The 16526-nt window shown below is 65.4% G+C and carries 17 protein-coding genes; 12 read left to right on the top strand and 5 right to left on the bottom strand.

Going from position 1 to position 16526, the window contains the following annotated elements:
• Positions 1 to 1015: 1015 nt before the first annotated feature.
• The 7 genes from JOE67_RS04465 (at position 1016) to JOE67_RS04435 (ending at position 7037) form a co-directional block, all read left to right on the top strand.
• Entirely contained in the window at positions 1016 to 1225 is a 210-nt protein-coding gene (locus JOE67_RS04465) for a heavy-metal-associated domain-containing protein (RefSeq protein WP_204974335.1), read from the top strand.
• Positions 1226 to 1350: 125 nt separating this feature from the next.
• Positions 1351 to 2184: a hypothetical protein gene (locus tag JOE67_RS04460; protein WP_239527985.1), complete on the top strand. Its 834-nt coding sequence runs from the start codon at positions 1351 to 1353 to the stop codon at positions 2182 to 2184.
• A 49-nt stretch (positions 2185 to 2233) separates the two neighbouring features.
• Positions 2234 to 4504 (top strand): heavy metal translocating P-type ATPase, encoded by a 2271-nt coding sequence (locus JOE67_RS04455; protein WP_204974333.1) that lies wholly within the window; start codon positions 2234 to 2236, stop codon positions 4502 to 4504.
• 49 nt (positions 4505 to 4553) lie between these two features.
• Positions 4554 to 4826, top strand: coding sequence for a YHS domain-containing protein (locus tag JOE67_RS04450; RefSeq protein ID WP_204974332.1), 273 nt, complete (start codon positions 4554 to 4556; stop codon positions 4824 to 4826).
• 66 nt (positions 4827 to 4892) lie between these two features.
• Complete coding sequence (locus JOE67_RS04445) at positions 4893 to 5234, top strand: metal-sensitive transcriptional regulator (protein WP_204974331.1); 342 nt, start codon at positions 4893 to 4895, stop codon at positions 5232 to 5234.
• 37 nt (positions 5235 to 5271) lie between these two features.
• Positions 5272 to 6423, top strand: coding sequence for an FAD-dependent oxidoreductase (locus JOE67_RS04440; RefSeq protein WP_204974330.1), 1152 nt, complete (start codon positions 5272 to 5274; stop codon positions 6421 to 6423).
• 302 nt (positions 6424 to 6725) lie between these two features.
• The gene (locus tag JOE67_RS04435; protein ID WP_204974329.1) at positions 6726 to 7037 is read left to right on the top strand and encodes a metal-sensitive transcriptional regulator; all 312 of its coding nucleotides are present in this window, start codon (positions 6726 to 6728) and stop codon (positions 7035 to 7037) included.
• Between the two features lie 53 nt (positions 7038 to 7090).
• On the opposite strand, the gene JOE67_RS04430 is transcribed toward JOE67_RS04435, so the two are convergent.
• Entirely contained in the window at positions 7091 to 7723 is a 633-nt protein-coding gene (locus JOE67_RS04430; RefSeq protein ID WP_204974328.1) for a DUF4386 domain-containing protein, read from the bottom strand.
• A gap of 62 nt (positions 7724 to 7785) precedes the next feature.
• On the opposite strand from JOE67_RS04430, the gene JOE67_RS04425 reads away from it, so the two are divergent.
• The 3 genes from JOE67_RS04425 to JOE67_RS04415 all read left to right on the top strand — a co-directional run bounded on the left by JOE67_RS04425 (position 7786) and on the right by JOE67_RS04415 (position 10709).
• Positions 7786 to 8457 (top strand): TetR/AcrR family transcriptional regulator, encoded by a 672-nt coding sequence (locus JOE67_RS04425; protein ID WP_204974327.1) that lies wholly within the window; start codon positions 7786 to 7788, stop codon positions 8455 to 8457.
• 290 nt (positions 8458 to 8747) lie between these two features.
• The gene (locus JOE67_RS04420; RefSeq protein ID WP_204974326.1) at positions 8748 to 10169 is read left to right on the top strand and encodes an MFS transporter; all 1422 of its coding nucleotides are present in this window, start codon (positions 8748 to 8750) and stop codon (positions 10167 to 10169) included.
• A gap of 42 nt (positions 10170 to 10211) precedes the next feature.
• Positions 10212 to 10709 carry a universal stress protein gene (locus JOE67_RS04415; protein ID WP_204974325.1) on the top strand — a complete coding sequence of 166 codons (498 nt, stop codon included), beginning with the start codon at positions 10212 to 10214 and terminating at the stop codon, positions 10707 to 10709.
• A gap of 163 nt (positions 10710 to 10872) precedes the next feature.
• Here JOE67_RS04415 and JOE67_RS04410 read toward each other — a convergent pair whose 3' ends face one another.
• The 4 genes from JOE67_RS04410 to JOE67_RS04395 all read right to left on the bottom strand — a co-directional run bounded on the left by JOE67_RS04410 (position 10873) and on the right by JOE67_RS04395 (position 13445).
• Positions 10873 to 11166 carry a hypothetical protein gene (locus JOE67_RS04410; protein ID WP_204974324.1) on the bottom strand — a complete coding sequence of 98 codons (294 nt, stop codon included), beginning with the start codon at positions 11164 to 11166 and terminating at the stop codon, positions 10873 to 10875.
• A 147-nt stretch (positions 11167 to 11313) separates the two neighbouring features.
• Positions 11314 to 12150 carry a F510_1955 family glycosylhydrolase gene (locus JOE67_RS04405; RefSeq protein WP_204974323.1) on the bottom strand — a complete coding sequence of 279 codons (837 nt, stop codon included), beginning with the start codon at positions 12148 to 12150 and terminating at the stop codon, positions 11314 to 11316.
• 148 nt (positions 12151 to 12298) lie between these two features.
• The gene (locus tag JOE67_RS04400) at positions 12299 to 12910 is read right to left on the bottom strand and encodes a DUF305 domain-containing protein (RefSeq protein ID WP_204974322.1); all 612 of its coding nucleotides are present in this window, start codon (positions 12908 to 12910) and stop codon (positions 12299 to 12301) included.
• Between the two features lie 88 nt (positions 12911 to 12998).
• Complete coding sequence (locus tag JOE67_RS04395) at positions 12999 to 13445, bottom strand: DUF6153 family protein (RefSeq protein WP_204974321.1); 447 nt, start codon at positions 13443 to 13445, stop codon at positions 12999 to 13001.
• Positions 13446 to 13756: 311 nt separating this feature from the next.
• On the opposite strand from JOE67_RS04395, the gene JOE67_RS04390 reads away from it, so the two are divergent.
• Together JOE67_RS04390 and cmtR are read left to right on the top strand one after the other, a co-directional pair.
• A complete protein-coding gene (locus tag JOE67_RS04390; protein ID WP_420827634.1) occupies positions 13757 to 15994 on the top strand; it encodes a heavy metal translocating P-type ATPase in 2238 nt (745 codons plus the stop codon).
• 47 nt (positions 15995 to 16041) lie between these two features.
• Entirely contained in the window at positions 16042 to 16377 is a 336-nt protein-coding gene (gene cmtR / locus JOE67_RS04385) for a Cd(II)/Pb(II)-sensing metalloregulatory transcriptional regulator CmtR (protein WP_338041493.1), read from the top strand.
• Positions 16378 to 16526 lie beyond the last annotated feature (149 nt).

Below are 16526 nucleotides of genomic sequence, written 5' to 3'. Positions count from 1 at the left end.
CATCGTCAATTCTCCAACGGATCGTTGGAGAATTGACGGAGGCCTCCGGAGGTGGGCGCTCCGCTTGCACGCCGGTCTTCCCCATGACGCCCCGAGCGACCCACGAGATCCTGCTCGAGCATCGGTGGCAAGCGTGCGCGACCGCCACGTCTAGGGCGTGCGACCACAATCGACAATTCGCCGACCCGCAGTGTCCTCTCGTCGGAAGAGCCCGGCGAGGCGGCGTCGGTTCGCCCCCAGCCAGGCCACGCTCACCACGTTGCAAGGTGTTTCGCTGTGGAGTTGTCAGTGGATGAGCACAGGCCCCGGCAGAAGGTACCACCTCCCTGCAACGGCCGCGGCACGCTCGGCAGCCCGCTGACTCCTAGACCGGGGATGCCCCCCGCGACACTCTCTCACCGGATACCCTGCGGCACGTCAACGCCCCAAACGCGGATCCGCCGAAACTTGACAAATGTCAAGCTCCAGCCAAGTCGAGTCCACGGGGCTTTTACCTGGTTAGGAGGCAGAAAACACCCCTCCAGCCAAGGTGGCCAAGTGCGGGGTGTCCTATATAGGGGTTTCAGAGTGAAGTTGGGCCTATCTCTCTTACTCTTCTCTTTTTCTTCTCATATAACAGATCTACTACTTGGCAACCTTGGCAGCGGCCTCCGATCCCAAGCGAGAGTAGGGCTCTCTCCAGCCAAGGCCGCCTTGGCAGACCTGGTCGGACTTGGCAGAAACGGACGACACGCCCCAGCTCGGGGCTACCGCAGACGTGCTCCGCAGGCTTGACGCAGGCGCGGCGGCGAATCGCTTCCGCGGACGAATCGATCTGTCATTGCTTCGACGAACCCGGCGGCGACGAGTTCCGCGGCCCATCTTCGACGGGACAGAAGTCGTTCGGAGTCCGTCGACTATCGCCTGGATCGTGACCGCGCGGTGCCCTTGCCACCTCGTTGCGGAATACCCACCAGGGGTATACCGTTGTCAATCGTGATACCCACGGGGGGTACCACTGGAAAAGGAGACGTTGATGGCTGCCAACGAGTACAAGGTCACCGGGATGACATGCGGACACTGCGAGATGTCGATCCGCGAAGAGGTCAGCGAGGTCGCTGGAGTCGAGAGCATCGATGTCAGCGCGCAGACAGGCAAGCTCGTCGTCAGTGGCGCGGGCCAGATCGACGACGCAGCAGTTCTCGCGGCGGTCGAGGAAGCTGGCTACTCGGCGGTGAGGATCTGATGAGAGCCGGCGGCCGCCTGGCGCTCTACGGAGCGGGACTAGTGGTGGCGTTCGGCGGTGCGTTCGCGATTGCAGGCGCTGTCATCCCCAACAGCTCCGTCGCGGCGTGGGCGAAAGGAAGCGACATGAACGCACACGGTAACGGACATGACAGTGGCAGCGAGACGCAGCCCGCCGGCCACGCGCCCAATGGCGTCTCTATCGACGCCAACGGCTACGTGCTGTCGCCGGTCCAAGCCCCGGAGACCGTTGCATCCGAGGGGGAGCTGAGCTTCCAGGTCCAAACCGTCGCCGGTGACGCTGTCACAGAGTTCGCAGAGGCGCACGAGAAGGACCTCCACCTGATCGTCGTTCGGGCGGATGGCGCGAACTTCCGCCATGTGCACCCTGAGCTGGACGCGACTACCGGAACGTGGTCGCTGCCGTGGACGTGGGATGCGGCGGGCACCTACCGCGTCTACGCCGACTTCACTCCCGCCGCTAAGGGCGCATCGGGCATCACCCTGACCCGCACTGTAAACGTGGCCGGAGACTTCGCGCCCATCGCCACCGAGACGAAGCGCACCGCTGAGGTCGACGGCTTCACCGTCAGCCTCGCTGGCGACCTCATTGCAGGAGCATCGAGCGATCTGACGGTCTCCGTCGAGCGCGGCGGCAAGCCCGTCACCACGCTCGAACCGTATCTCGGCGCGTTCGGGCATCTGGTGGCGCTTCGAGAAGGAGATCTGGCATACCTACACGTGCACGCTGAAGGCGCCGAGCCTCACGCGGGCGATACGGCCGGACCAGAGATCGGGTTCGCAGCCGAGGCCCCCACCGCGGGCCGCTACCTCCTGTACTTCGACTTCCAGGTGAACGGAATCGTGCACACCGCCGAGTTCGTCATCGACGCAGGGCTCGATGCCGGCGCACACGATGACGTCGACAAGCCGCACTCCGACGATGACAGCGGCCACTGATTCATTTGATGTGGCTGCGGCACTACAGAGCTGAGAGAGAAGGAAGACGATGAGCACATCGGCACCCGCCGCCAGCGGGCAGGGCATCGAACTAGAGATCGGTGGGATGACCTGCGCCTCCTGCGCGAATCGCATTGAGAAGAAGCTGAACAAGCTCGACGGCGTCGAAGCCACCGTCAACTACGCCACAGAGAAGGCCAAGGTTTCGATACCCGCGGGATACGACCCGGCTCTGCTTATCGCGGAGGTCGAGAAGACCGGCTATACCGCGGCACTACCCAAGCCCAAGGATTCGAAGGCGACTGCCTCCGACACCGAACCCGGGGACGAGAAGGACACCGAGCTCACTTCGCTGAGACACCGGCTGATCGGGTCCATCGTGCTCACCGTGCCGGTGATCGCAATGGCCATGATTCCCGCGCTCCAGTTCACCTATTGGCAGTGGGCGTCGCTCGCTCTGGCCGCACCGGTGATCATCTGGGCAGCCTGGCCGTTCCACAGAGCCGCATGGACGAATCTCAAGCACGGCACCGCCACCATGGACACGCTCATCTCCATGGGCACTTCAGTGGCGTTGCTCTGGTCGCTCTATGCGCTGTTCTTGGGCACCGCGGGCACCCCAGGCATGACCCACCCATTCGAGCTCACAATTGCCCCCTCCGACGGCGCAGCGAACATCTACCTGGAGGTCGGTGCCGGGGTGACGATGTTCATCCTCGCCGGCCGCTACTTCGAGAAGCGCTCAAAGCGACAGGCGGGAGCCGCGTTGCGCGCGCTGCTCGAACTCGGGGCGAAGGAAGTGTCCGTCCTCCGAAACGGTGCGGAGGTGAAAATCCCGACATCGGAGCTGCAGGTCGGCGATGAGTTCGTCGTTCGCCCCGGCGAGAAGATCGCCACTGACGGTCTGGTCGTCTCCGGCACCTCCGCGGTGGATGCATCAATGCTCACCGGCGAGTCGGTGCCCGTAGAAGTGAGTACAGGCGACTCGGTCACCGGCGCCACCGTGAACGCCGGTGGACGCCTGGTCGTGCGCGCCACGCGCGTCGGTTCAGACACGCAGCTCGCGCAGATGGCGCAGCTCGTCGAAGATGCGCAAACCGGTAAAGCAGAAGTGCAGCGCCTGGCTGATCGCATCTCGGGCGTTTTTGTACCAATCGTGATTGCTGTGGCTTTCGTCACCCTCGGCGCGTGGATGGGTGCGGGATTCCCCGCTGCCGCAGCGTTCACCGCAGCGGTCGCGGTACTGGTGATCGCTTGCCCCTGCGCGCTGGGACTCGCAACCCCGACCGCCCTCCTCGTCGGCACCGGTCGGGGGGCCCAGATGGGCATCCTGATCAAGGGCCCCGAGGTGCTGGAGTCGACCCGCAAGGTCGACACCGTGATCCTCGACAAGACCGGCACCGTAACAACCGGGCGCATGACTCTTGTCGACGTCATCACGGAGCCAGGCGTGGACCGGGCAGAACTGCTGCGCATCGCCGGCGCGCTCGAGGACGCTTCCGAGCATCCGATTGCGCAGGCCATTGCTAAGGGCGCGACGCAGGAGGTGGGTCAGCTGCCGACTCCTGAGGACTTCGCGAACATCGAGGGCAAGGGGGTTCAGGGCGTCGTCGATGGCACCGCTGTCGTCGTCGGCCGCGAGTCTCTGCTCGCCGACTGGTCCCTGCACCTGTCCCCCGACGTTGCGCACGCGAAGGTGCGCGCGGAGGGCGAAGGTAAGACGGTCGTCGCGGTTGGCTGGGACGGTCAGGCGCGCGGCATTCTCGTGGTCGCCGACACCGTCAAGCCGACCAGCGCTGAGGCGATTCGGGGCCTTAAGGAGATTGGCCTCGTTCCGGTGCTCCTCACGGGCGACAACGAGGCGGTGGCGCGCCAGATCGCAGCCGAGGTCGGGATCGATCAGGTCATCGCCGAGGTGCTTCCCGCGGACAAGGTCGCCGTTGTGGCTCGGTTGCAGCAGGAAGGCAAGATCGTCGCGATGGTCGGCGACGGCGTCAACGACGCCCCTGCGCTCGCACAGGCGGACCTGGGTTTGGCAATGGGCACCGGCACCGACGTCGCCATCGAAGCATCCGACATCACCCTCGTTCGCGGCGACCTGCGCTCCGCGGTCGACGCGATCCGCCTCTCGCGGAAGACCCTGTCAACGATCAAGACCAACCTGTTCTGGGCATTCGCCTACAACATCGCTGCGATCCCAGTTGCAGCGCTGGGCATGCTCAACCCCATGCTCGCAGGCGCGGCGATGGCGTTCTCCAGCGTCTTCGTCGTCGGCAACAGCCTCCGCCTGCGCGGGTTCAAGAGCGTCACCACCCCCTGACGAGCTGAACCACCAACCCACATCAAAGAACGAAAGGCATCATCTCCTCATGACGAACGACACCCAGGCCGCGCCCACCTGCTGCAGCACCACTGCGCCGAAGCCGGCCGTGACCGCCAACGGCCGTGACAACCTCCTCGGAGGTGGCGCTGATGACATGACCACCTGCCCGGTCATGGTGGGTAGCCCGGTCAGCAAGAAGGCTGCGGAGGCGGCCGGCTTGTTCCGTGATTTCGAGGGCCAGCGCTACTACTTCTGCTGCGCCGGCTGCGGCCCCGCGTTCGACTCAGACCCCGCCAAGTTCGCCGCGAACATGGCCTAAATCACCAGCGTGCGGGGTGGCGGGCAGTTCAGCCAGCCACCCCGCCGGCCGACCGGAGTGCATCACATGACTACGACGACGTCCACCCCCGAGACCTGTCCTACTAGCGACACTTCCGATAGCACGGTGCACGGCTACATCAGCGATAAGGCGACGTACCGCAATCGTCTGCGCCGCCTGGAAGGACAGGTCCGCGGCATCGACCGCATGGTGGACGAGGACCGCTATTGCATCGACATCCTCACGCAGATCTCAGCGATCACCAACGCCCTCGAGACGGTGGCCATCGGTCTACTCGACGACCACCTGCGCCATTGCGTCCTCAGAGCGGCTGTGGCGGGAGGTTTATCGGCCGATCAGAAGATCACCGAAGCGACGGAAGCGATTGCTCGCTTCGTGCGCTCATAGAACGATCCCTTTCCGAGAGACCCAGGAGCCTTCTGTCATGTCCACGACGCCGCACGTTCTCATCCTCGGCGCAGGCGCCGCAGGCGCCGCCGCCGCGCGCAGCCTCGCCTCCAGAGACGACGTCAAGGTGACGCTCATCACGCGAGCTGGTGAAGTCCCTTACACACGGATGCTGATCAAGGGCGTCGCGTTCGGTCCGGTATCGCCGGAACTGATCAGACTGCCGCTGCCAGAGATCGACGTCATTCCCGACACCGCGGTCAGCATCGACACCTCAGTGCAGGAGGTGCGCCTCGACTCTGGCAGACAGCGCGCATACGACGCGCTCATCATCGCGACCGGAAGCATGCCGCGTGCCCTGCCCGCCGGTGTCATCACACCTGGCCGAGCTACGGACCCCCGCCGCATCAGCATGCTTCACTCCCTAGAGGATGCGCTGCACATTCGAGATCTGCTAGCCGGTCTCGGGCGGCCTGCCCGAGTTGCGATCTACGGCGGCGGAATCATCGCAGCTGAGACGGCGTCTTCGCTCCACACCGACGGGCATCAGGTCATGATGATCGCCCGCAGCGGCATCCCCGGCATCGGAGCTTTCGGCACCCCCGTGGCGGAACACATCGCGGCCCTGCACTCCGCAACGGTGCAGACCAGATTCGGCCGTACGATCCAGCACGTAGATGAAGCAGATTCCGGTGTGGCCATCACTCTCGATGACGAGAACACGCTCGTTGCAGACTTCCTCTTGGTCGCTCTTGGGACCGTACCTTCAGCGCCGGCTCCGTGGTCGAACGGTGTCGCGGTCGACGATCATCTTCGCGCTGAAGCCGCCCATGTGTACGCAGCCGGAGGTGTTGCCACCCATGACGACGCAACGCTCGGCACGTGGCGCATCGACCATTGGGAGGACGCTGCCGCCCAGGGAACACACGCCGCGCTGGCCGCGCTACATGACCTCGGCTTCGGAGATGACCCCGGAGCCTACCTGCCGCGGAGCCCGTTTATGGCCATGGTGTACGGTCGGATGATCTCCGGGGTCGGCTTCATTGGCAGCTCTGGACGCCGTCGCCCGGACGACCAGGAGTTCGTCGTTGAGCATGAGACGGCGGGCACCGTGAGCGGAGTCACCAGTGTCGACGCAGTGGGCACCGTCTACCAGTGGGCGCCTCGACTCCACGGAGTATCCGTATGAGAGCTGTTCCGCTCCGCCCCACGCTCCGAGCGCTCGGCCATAGAACGCTCCCCGGCCGGATATCCGAAGATGCGAGCAGAGTCTGAGGTGGGCGGCCGGCACAACCCGCTAACCCGCTCTCGATACCAGCGGCGGCCGGTATCCTGGCACCGGCCGGCTTCGTGCTCCCATGTCGATGGGCGCAGTCCTGATGTCCCGTCGACCATTGTGGTTGCTCTGAATGCGCAGCTGTTGCGCCGTCTAGATCTTGCCCCCGAAGCCAGCACCCGCTCGGCTCTGGAACGCGAACAGTAAGGATCACCATGTCATCGGAGAACGAGGCCTCTGCCGCTCACCACGGATACATTGACGATAAGACCCAGTACCTGCAGCGCATGAAGCGCATCGAAGGTCAGGCGCGTGGCATCGCGAAGATGATCGATGAGGAGAAGTACTGCATTGATATCCTCACCCAGGTCAGCGCGCTCACTCGCGCCCTCCAAGGGGTAGCCACTGGTCTCCTCGACGATCACCTGAAGCATTGTGTGCTCGATGCCGCGAAGCTCAGCGAAGAGGCCGGCAAGGCGAAGATCCAGGAAGCCACCGACGCCATCACCCGCCTCGTGCGCTCCTAAGACCGTTCAGGCAAGCCATAAGGCGATGCTCGGCGCGCGGTGGTCTGATCCGCTCACGCAGCCGGGGCGGCGTGCTCGCCCGCTCCTGCGTTCACGTCGGCGCGGGGCCGAAGCCCCGCGATGATCAGGTAGAACGCGAACCAGATCTCGAACGCGAAGATGGGCAGGGCGCACACGCCTGCGACCGGACCGTTGAGGGGGATCAGCCCGAACAGCTGCGCCGTGTTGCTGCCCAGCACCACGACGCCTCCGAAGAGCCCGAGCACTGCCAGCGCCTTCGGCACCAGACCCGAGTCCAGAAGCAGCCATGCCAGCACGACGGTGTTGACGCTGATCACCAGGCCCTGTCCGACGAGGAACGCGGCGCTGTGCAGGGCCTCGAGGACGTCCCTCGAGCCACCAGTCCAGGCGAGCGCGAGCATCGGCAGGGTCCCGGCCGCGATCACGGCGGCTTCCAGCCCTCGCAGGAACGCGAAGGTGAGCGCCCGCACCTCGCCGGCGCAGCGCAGGAGAGGCAAGAGCAGCAGCCCGGTGAGCAGGCAGCCGAGCGCGAGCGTGAACTCGAGCGCCACGCCCAGCGGCAGGGCGGAAGCTGCGTACGCGGCGACCGCGGTCACAGAGGTGACGTGCGTCACGAGGTAGGCGATGCCTGCGCTTCGGGCGTAGGTCCGGTTGCGGCGAGTCATGAGAGCCCTTTCAGGTATACGGCGTATACCGCCGTCCCTCACGCTAGGTATACGCTGTAGATATGTCAAGCCGCAAGGCCTCCCTCGACCGCGACAGAGTCCTCGACGCCGCCATCGCGCTGGCAGACCGGGTCGGCCTCGAGGGTCTGTCGATGCGGCGCCTGGCGGAGACAGTCGGCGTCACGCCGATGGCGCTCTACAAGCACGTGTCGAACCGTGAAGACCTGATCGACACGATGGTCGAGCGGATCGTCTCGGCGTTCCGCGTCTCGGACGGGGGTGCCGATTGGAAGCGTGAGGTCCGGGCGCGCATCCTCGCCGCGCGCGCGGTGACGACACGCCACACCTGGTGGCGCACGGCGGTCGAGACGAGGACGATGGCAGGACCGGCCGTGCTGTCGCACATGAACGCGCTGATGGAGGCGATGTTCCGCGGCGGCTTCTCCCCCGACCTCGTTCATCACGCCATGCATGCACTCAGCACGCGCATGTGGGGGTTCACGCGCGACGTCATGCCCACCCCCACCTTGCCTGCCGACCCGGAGGCACGCGACGCGGCTCTCTCCGCCTACGCCGAGGCGTATCCGGCCATCGTCCGCATGGCGGCGACCGCCTCTCATGCCGGCGCGGCCTGCGACGAGGACGCAGAGTTCCTCTTCGCACTCGACATCCTTCTCGACGGATTCGAGCGGCTCCACGAGCGCGGATGGCGATCAGCGCCCGCCCCGAGATGAGCACACCGAGCACGCGGCCTCGTTAGCGTCCACGCACATCGCGAGCACGCGCGTCAGATCAGCGCGACCAGCAGGAGGCGCCGAGTCTTTGCAGCAGCGTCCGCGGAAGGCTGCCCCGAGCGCCAGAGCCGGGGGCCATACCCGCCCGCGCTCGCGTGCAATTCGCGCGGTTAGGCAGGGCGGGGTGGAACAAGATGGCACCTGACACTGTTTGGTTGTACCGTACCCCCCTAGGGTATAGGTTGTACTTGTTTCACGGCTATGCCACCCGAATCGAATGGAGCTTCAACATGTCCTCGTCCCCTCCGACCAGCAACGCCAGATGGTGGGGCCTCTTCCTCATCGCGCTTGCTCAGTTCATGGTCATCATGGACGCCTCGATCATCGGGGTAGCGCTTCCACAGATGCAGGTCGACCTCGGCTTCACACCGCACGATCTTTCCTGGGTCTTCAACGCCTACGTGATCGCGCTCGGCGGTCTTCTGCTTCTCGGTGGCCGACTTTCCGATCTGTTCGGTCCCCGCAGAATGTTCGCGACCGGCTGGGTGATCCTGGCAGTCGGCTCCCTCGTTGCAGGCCTCGCAGGCGACGTGCCGGTCGAGCTGATCGGCCGCGTCATGCAGGGCGCGGGCTCCGCACTCATCGCTCCGGCAGCGCTCACTCTGCTCATGATGCTGTTCGGCGGCAGCCCGAAGGAACTCACTAAGGCGATGGCCTTCTACGGTGCAGCCGCCCCGGCCGGCGGGACCGCGGGAGTATTCCTCGGCGGCGTAATCACCGAGTTCGCCTCGTGGCCATGGGTGTTCCTCATCAACGTGCCCATCGCCGTGCTCGTGCTGCTGTTCATGTGGAAGGCCCTGCCCGGCGGCAAGCTTGGCGCCCGTGGATCTGTCGACGTCATCGGAGCTCTGACCGTCACCCTGGGCCTCGCCGCTCTCGTGTACGGCATCGTGCGCGCGGAGGTTGCGGGCTGGGCCGCGGCCGAGACGTGGATCGCGATTGGGGCTGGCGTCGTCCTGCTCGTGCTGTTCCTCGTCATTCAGCGCGCCAAGCGCGAACCTCTCATGCGCCTGTCGATCTTCCGCTCCCCCAACCTGGGCGCGGCAAACCTCGCGCAGGTGCTTCTCGGTGGCGCGTGGGTGCCGATGTGGTTCTTCCTGAACCTGTACCTGCAGCAGGTGCTCGGCTTCACCGCGTTCCCTGCCGGGGCCGCGTTGCTGCCGATGACGATCCTGATCATGCTGGGCATGATCGTCCTCGCTCCTCGCATCATCGCCGCGGTCGGACCGAAGGCGCCAATCGTACTCGGGCTCGTCGTGCTCGCCGCGGGTCTGGGCTGGATGGCGTTCATCCGCCCGGACGGCAACTACTGGGTTGACGCATTCGGACCGTCCCTCGTCGTAGCCTTCGGGCAGGCCCTCGCGTTCATCCCCTCACTTCAGGTAGCGATCTCCGCCGCGCCCCCGGAGGAGGGCGGACTTGCATCCGGAATCGTGAACACGAGCTACCAGGTGGGGTCCGCCATCGGCCTCGCTGCAGTCTCCGCCGTCGCGGCGGGCTTTGGGGCTGGCCAGCTGGGAGATCCGGAAGCTCTCACCCGGGGCTATTCCGCCGCGTTCATCGCCGCGGCAGTCATCGCGCTCCTGGGAGCGATTCTCGTGCCGGCGTTCTTCCGCACCAAGCGCCCCGCGCATTCCCTGCCGGTCGCGTGACGCCGTCTCTCATCTCCGCATCTCAAATCGAAAGAAGAAGCCATGCCTAAGCCAAGACTGCTGATCGCGTACGACGGCTCGCCCAACTCCAAGTACGCCATCGAATCCGTCTCCAAGCTCTTCCCGGGTTCGGCGGCCGTCGTCTTCTACGCTCGACAGCCCATGGAGGGATTCGCCGCGCACCTTCAGGGCCACCCCGCCCTGGAGAAGCTCGATGCTCTCGACCGCGCCGCACTGGACGCATCCGAAGTCATCGCCGCCGAGGGCGCGGAGCTGGCACGGGCCAAGGGGCTCGAGGCGGAATCGCTCGTGTCGTCGGCTGTCGTCACCGCCTCCGAGGCGATCCTGGATGCCGCCGACCGCCTGGATGCCGACATCATCGTGATCGGCTCGCGCGGGCTCCGCGGTGTCAGAGCTACCGTGCTGGGCAGCACGTCGGCGAATGTGCTTCATCACGCCACGTTGCCGACTCTGGTGATTCCCTCCGACGCCGTGGCGCAAGCACGTCATGCCCAGCGGGCAGCGGCGGACGGAGCCTAAGAGTTTCCGCTACAAGTCACCAGCAGTCGAGGCGGCCCGCGCCCAATAGTGACGCGGGCCGCCTCGCGCTGCACCGATCATCACAGCCGTGCATACCGTCTGCCAGCCTCGGCCTATATCAAGGTCAGGACCGCGTGGGCCGGCCGTCGAGCCGTCACACGGTTCATTCCGGCTCATCCGGCGTGGATCGGCATACCAATGCCGTACCGATGATCATGACGATAAGCGCCGTGTCATAGCCGGCGATGGTGTACGTCCACCAAGTGGCGGTACCGCCGAGGAGCACGTCGGTAATCGCGTGAATCACACCAAGGGCAGGACCAGCGGCGAGGAGCGCCCATCCGAGGCGAACCAGCCGACGGTGCAGGCGTTGGACGGGCGAAACAGGGGGCGCGGGTTTTTGTGAGACGCCGGTCTGCGGACGCGGGGACATTTCCCACTGGTCGTATCGGGTCATTGGAAGAGCATTCCGATTGAGAGATAGACCGCAAAGGCGAAAACGACCACACCTATAGTGGCGGCGACGATGAAGAACGCGAAATTCCGCAAGGGATTCTGGTGGTTAGGCATAACGGCTCCGGGGTAGTCGAGGGCGCGCTCGTGGTCACGGAATGGCGACGAGGACGGAGGCGCCGCCATCCGTGGCTGCAACAATCCCTCGGTCGTCGACGAGAAGGATCCGATCCTCAGTCGCACTCAGCGCCTGCGCGGCACCTTGGAGAGATCCCAGGCGCTGCCAGGTGCCACTGGGCTCCTGCGCCCAGAGGCCGCCATCGGTGCCAGCACCGACCAGCCTGCCATCGGGGCGAGCGTCGATAGCGTAGAGCAGGGGCGCGCTAGGCACGGGCGTGAAGCTGTCACCTCCGTCGGTGCTGACGAGAAGACCCTGTTCGGCAGCGGCGTAGAGGCCCGAACTGGTGGCGGCGAGGTCAGCCGCGGCGATGGGCGCGCGCGTTGTCCATTGCTTCCCGTCATCCGTGCTGGAGAGAACGTTCACCTGACTCGATGCCACCCCATACAGGGTTCCATCTGGCGCGGCGGTGAGCACGTGGAAGTCGGTGGTTCCGTTGAGGGCGATAGGCGTCCACGTCAGTCCATGATCGTCGCTGCGGATGATGCCGAGGTTGGGAGCCCCCAGCTCGGCAGGTGTGTTCTGCCCAGGATGCCCGGATGCGAACAAAGTGTTCCCTGTGACGATGAACCCCATGGCATCGAAGTCATGGCCGCCGACTGGACCAGTGACGTTCCCGTCCAGGGTGACGATGAACACCCCATCGTGAGTGGCCACGAGCAGATCGTCGCCGCGAGGGTCTTCGGCGATGCCGTGGACGTGCTCGATACGGCCAGTCTGGGCGGATTCGTTCGGCTGGGCCGCGGAGCATCCGGTGATGACGATAATGAGGGCGGGAAGGGCAGTTGCAGTGAGGAGGGGTCGCTTCATGAGGGTTTCCGGTAGCGGCCACCGAGGTGGCCGGGGGTGAGGGATACGACGGCCAGACGTGCTGCGTCGCGGTGGATGCTCACGCTGGAGAGCGCGCAAAGGCGGGAATCGGGGCGGGTGGTGTGCACCACCCGCCCCCCCTTGATTCTCAGAGTTCTTCGAGGAGGTCCTGCATGACCTCGATCTCAGCCGTCTGGTCGTCGATCACCTGCTGAGCGAGCTCGAGCACGTCGGGGTTCTGCGCGTCCGCAAGTGCGGTGCGTGCCATGTCGACGGCACCCTTGTGGTGTTGGATCATTTGCTCGAGGAAGAGACGGTTCGCCTCGGCGGGGTCGGCGTCCTCGAGGCGGGTCATGTCCTCTTCGGACATCATGCCGTCACCGCTGTCCATGGATCCGTGGCTCATGCCGCTCATAGATTCCGGGTCGTACTCCACACCCCAGTCATTGAGCCAGCTCAGCATCTTGTCGATCTCCGGCCCCTGTGCCGCCTTGATCTGCTCAGCGAGCTCGACGACACGAGGATCGGCGCCGTCCTTGTCGAGCAGGACGTCGGACATCTCGACGGCCTGCTCGTGGTGCGGGATCATCATCGTGACGAACATCTTGTCGGCTTCAGTGGCGTTAGCCGTCGAAGCGGACGACGATGCCGGCGGTGTGATGCTCTCCTGGGAGGGTGATTTACCGGTATCCGTGCAGCCTGTCAGGGCGAATGCGAGGGTGAGAGCACCCGCGCTGAGAGCCATCGATGTCTTCTTCATTGTTGTTCCTTCAAAGTCGTTTTAGGGTTCACCGAATAGGCGCCACGAAGGCGCCACGAAGCCGGAGGCTGGTCCGGCGGCGAACTGCTCAGGTCCGACTGATCGACAGGAAAATCAACGATGGCGCGCGAGGAAGAGTGACCGTCGCGCCGCACACCAGCCGCGCCATGACCTGTCCGGGAGCGAAGCTCCGACACCGCAGCGCCACCGGCGGGATCAACAGCAGTAGCCCAGCCAACAACGCCAAGACGCAGGCGGCCATCACGTCCGCGTGCCGCTGAGTCTGTCCGGCAGGACCGTCGCACGACGGGTCACAGGTGCTTGAATCGGCGGAGGCGCTGCTCATCGATGACAAGTCGTGCCCCACGGTGACCGTTGAGGCCACATGAACACCGGTGGAACCGTGTCCTGCCGACTCTGCGGTGAAGGTGTGCATAGCGAGCAGGCCGACGATGATCAGAACTGCGGCGGCGCCGAGCATCAGCACTGAGCGCAGCGACAGCTGCCGTGGCGTTGCACGCACCGCGATTCGCATCGTTGATCCTCCCATCGCTCGATGACGGTAGCACTGAAATCTATGTGTGAGAACGAACTGCTGATGTCGGGACGACGCCGGCGTCACCTGTCCCTCACCCTTGACCACAGTACCCCCCACGGGTATATCGTGGACGCCAGCCGGAGATGCGCTGTGCAGGCACACGGAACTAATGCTGCTGCGCCGGGTGCACCCGCACTTCGACGCAGGGCCCGCGGAGCGCGTCGTCACTGCCCGAGTCTCTGCGTTTGCTGGGCAGTCCACCGTATCGGCGCCCAGCCCCGTATCTCGTTCACCAGGAGGATGAGTCCATGACCGACCCGCACCACGAAGGCGCCGCCCATACCGGGCACCACGGCCACACGTCCCCTGAGGGCACCTCACCGGAGCGCACGGGAGCCACTGCCATGGAGGATCAGGGGGACCGCGCGTCGCACCACAGTGACCCAAGCGTGGCGGCACACGGACAGGCCGGCCCGACACGTCCCGCCGCGCACGGCACTCATGCCCAGCACGGCGGGGACGAGCGGCATGAGACGCATGCCGGTCACGGCGGACATGGGGGCCACGGTGACCATGTAGCTCAGTTCCGTCGCTTGTTCTGGATCATGCTGGTTCTCGCGGTTCCGACGGTCGCATTGTCGGGGATGTTCGCGATGATCCTCGGCTACGCCCTCCCTGACGTGCCCGGCCTCAGCTGGGTGTCTCCGGTGCTCGGGACCGTGATGTACGTCTGGGGTGGCCGTCCGTTCCTGGTCGGCGCGGTGGGGGAGATCCGCGCCCTGAAGCCCGGGATGATGCTGCTCATCGGGCTCGCCATCTCTGTCGCGTTTGTCGCGTCGTGGGGTGCGAGCATTGGACTGCTGCACCATGAGCTGGACTTCTGGTGGGAGCTCGCGCTGCTCATTGTGATCATGCTGCTCGGTCACTGGATCGAGATGCGTTCGCTCGCGCAGACCACGTCTGCGCTCGACTCCCTGGCCGCACTCCTTCCCGACGAAGCAGAACGGGTGGAGGGTGACGGCGTCGTCACCGTCTCTCCGTCGGAGCTCGTCGTCGGGGACATCGTCATTGTCCGCCCAGGTGGCAGCGTCCCTGCGGACGGGCGCATCGTCGAAGGGCGCGCATCCATGGACGAGTCCATGGTCACCGGCGAATCCCGCACCGTGACTCGTGGCGTCGATGATTACGTCACCGCCGGAACCGTGGCCACGGACTCCGGGCTGCGCGTGGAGATCACCGCCACCGGCGACGACACCACGCTCGCCGGGATCCAGCGCCTCGTCACGGACGCGCAGAGCTCCTCCTCCCGTGCACAGCGCCTCGCCGACACGGCGGCTGGTTGGTTGTTCTGGTTCGCTCTCGGCGCGGGCCTCGTCACCGCGGCCGTCTGGACGGCCATCGGGTTCCCGGACGAGGCCGTCATCCGCACGATCACGGTGCTCGTGATCGCCTGCCCCCATGCCCTTGGACTGGCCATTCCGCTAGTGGTATCCATCGCCACCGAACGAGCCGCGCGCGGCGGCGTGCTCGTGAAAGACCGTCTCGCGCTGGAGAGCATGCGCACCGTCGACACTGTGCTGTTCGACAAGACTGGCACCCTCACGAAGGGCGAACCGACGGTGTCGGAGATCTCCGCGGTCGACGGCGGCGATACGGACCCGGTGCTGGCCCTCGCTGCTGCCGCCGAAGCCGACAGCGAACATCCCCTCGCCAAGGCCATCGTCCGCGCTGCAGCCGACCGCGGGCTGGATGTGCCGCGAAGCTCTGATTTCACTTCGGCGCCCGCCGTTGGCGTCACCGCTACGGTGAACAGCACCGTTGTGCGGGTGGGTGGACCGCACCTGCTCACCGAGGAGGACGCCGCGGAGCTGCCTGTTGCTGAGCAGTGGCGCAACGACGGCGCGATCATCCTCCATGTCCTCCAGGACGGCCGTGTGATCGGCGCTCTCAAGCTCGCAGATGAAGTACGGACCGAATCACGCGAGGCGGTGGATGCGCTGCACGCGCTCGACGTTCAAGTTGTGATGATCACCGGCGATGCAGAAGCCGTCGCCCATGCCGTCGCCCTTGACCTGGGCATCGACCGTGTTTTCGCCGGCGTTCGCCCCGAGGACAAAGCCGCGAAGGTGCAGGAGCTTCAGAAGGAAGGACGCAAGGTCGCAATGGTCGGAGACGGCGTCAATGATGCGCCCGCGCTCGCGCAGGCTGACGTCGGCCTCGCAATCGGCGCCGGCACCGATGTGGCCATCGCGTCGGCAGGCGTCATCCTCGCAAGCGATGACCCACGCTCGGTACTTTCCGTCATCGAGCTTTCCCGAGCTGCCTACCGCAAGATGAAGCAGAACCTGTGGTGGGCAGCGGGCTACAACCTCGTCTCGGTGCCACTTGCTGCCGGTGTGCTCGCACCCCTCGGGTTCGTGCTGCCGATGTCCGTGGGAGCGGTCCTCATGTCCCTGTCGACCATCGTCGTCGCACTCAACGCGCAGCTCCTGCGCCGACTCGACCTTCGGCCGCAGATGACGACCGGAGCGATCCTCAAGCGCTGACCACGGAGGCATTACAGAGAGTTCATCAACCCGTGTATAGTCATCGTGTGCTGACTATTGCTTCTCGTCTTGATGTGATGAACCGGCTGGGCCGGGCGATGGCCGACCCTACGCGTTCGAGGATCCTGCTGTCGCTACTCGATGCTCCGTGCTATCCGGCGGAGCTCGCGCGAGATCTCGGCCTGAGCCGCACGAACGTGTCGAACCATCTCAGTTGTCTTCGGGGCTGTGGGCTGGTGGTCACGACACCTGAGGGTCGTCGCACGCGGTATGAGATCGCGGATCCGCACCTGTCCGTGGGTCTGCGCCACCTTCTCGACGCGGTTGTCGCGGTCGATGAAGGCGTGCTGTGCGTGGACGAGCAGTGTGAGTGCTGCGCATGAGCGCGGAGTGCTGCGGCGCTGACGAGCCGCGGAAGACAAGTACGGCCCAGCGCATCGAGTTGTCGCGGCCGCACGCCACGGGAGACGCGTGCTGCGGCTCCGATGTCGTAGTGTCGGCACCGGCCGCGGCTGCTCATGATGACGGCGAT

The organism is Microbacterium esteraromaticum (genome assembly GCF_016907315.1).
Lineage (GTDB): Bacteria > Actinomycetota > Actinomycetes > Actinomycetales > Microbacteriaceae > Microbacterium > Microbacterium esteraromaticum.
Note: the sequence above shows the minus strand (reverse complement) of the source record. Positions and strands in the feature narration are given on the sequence as shown.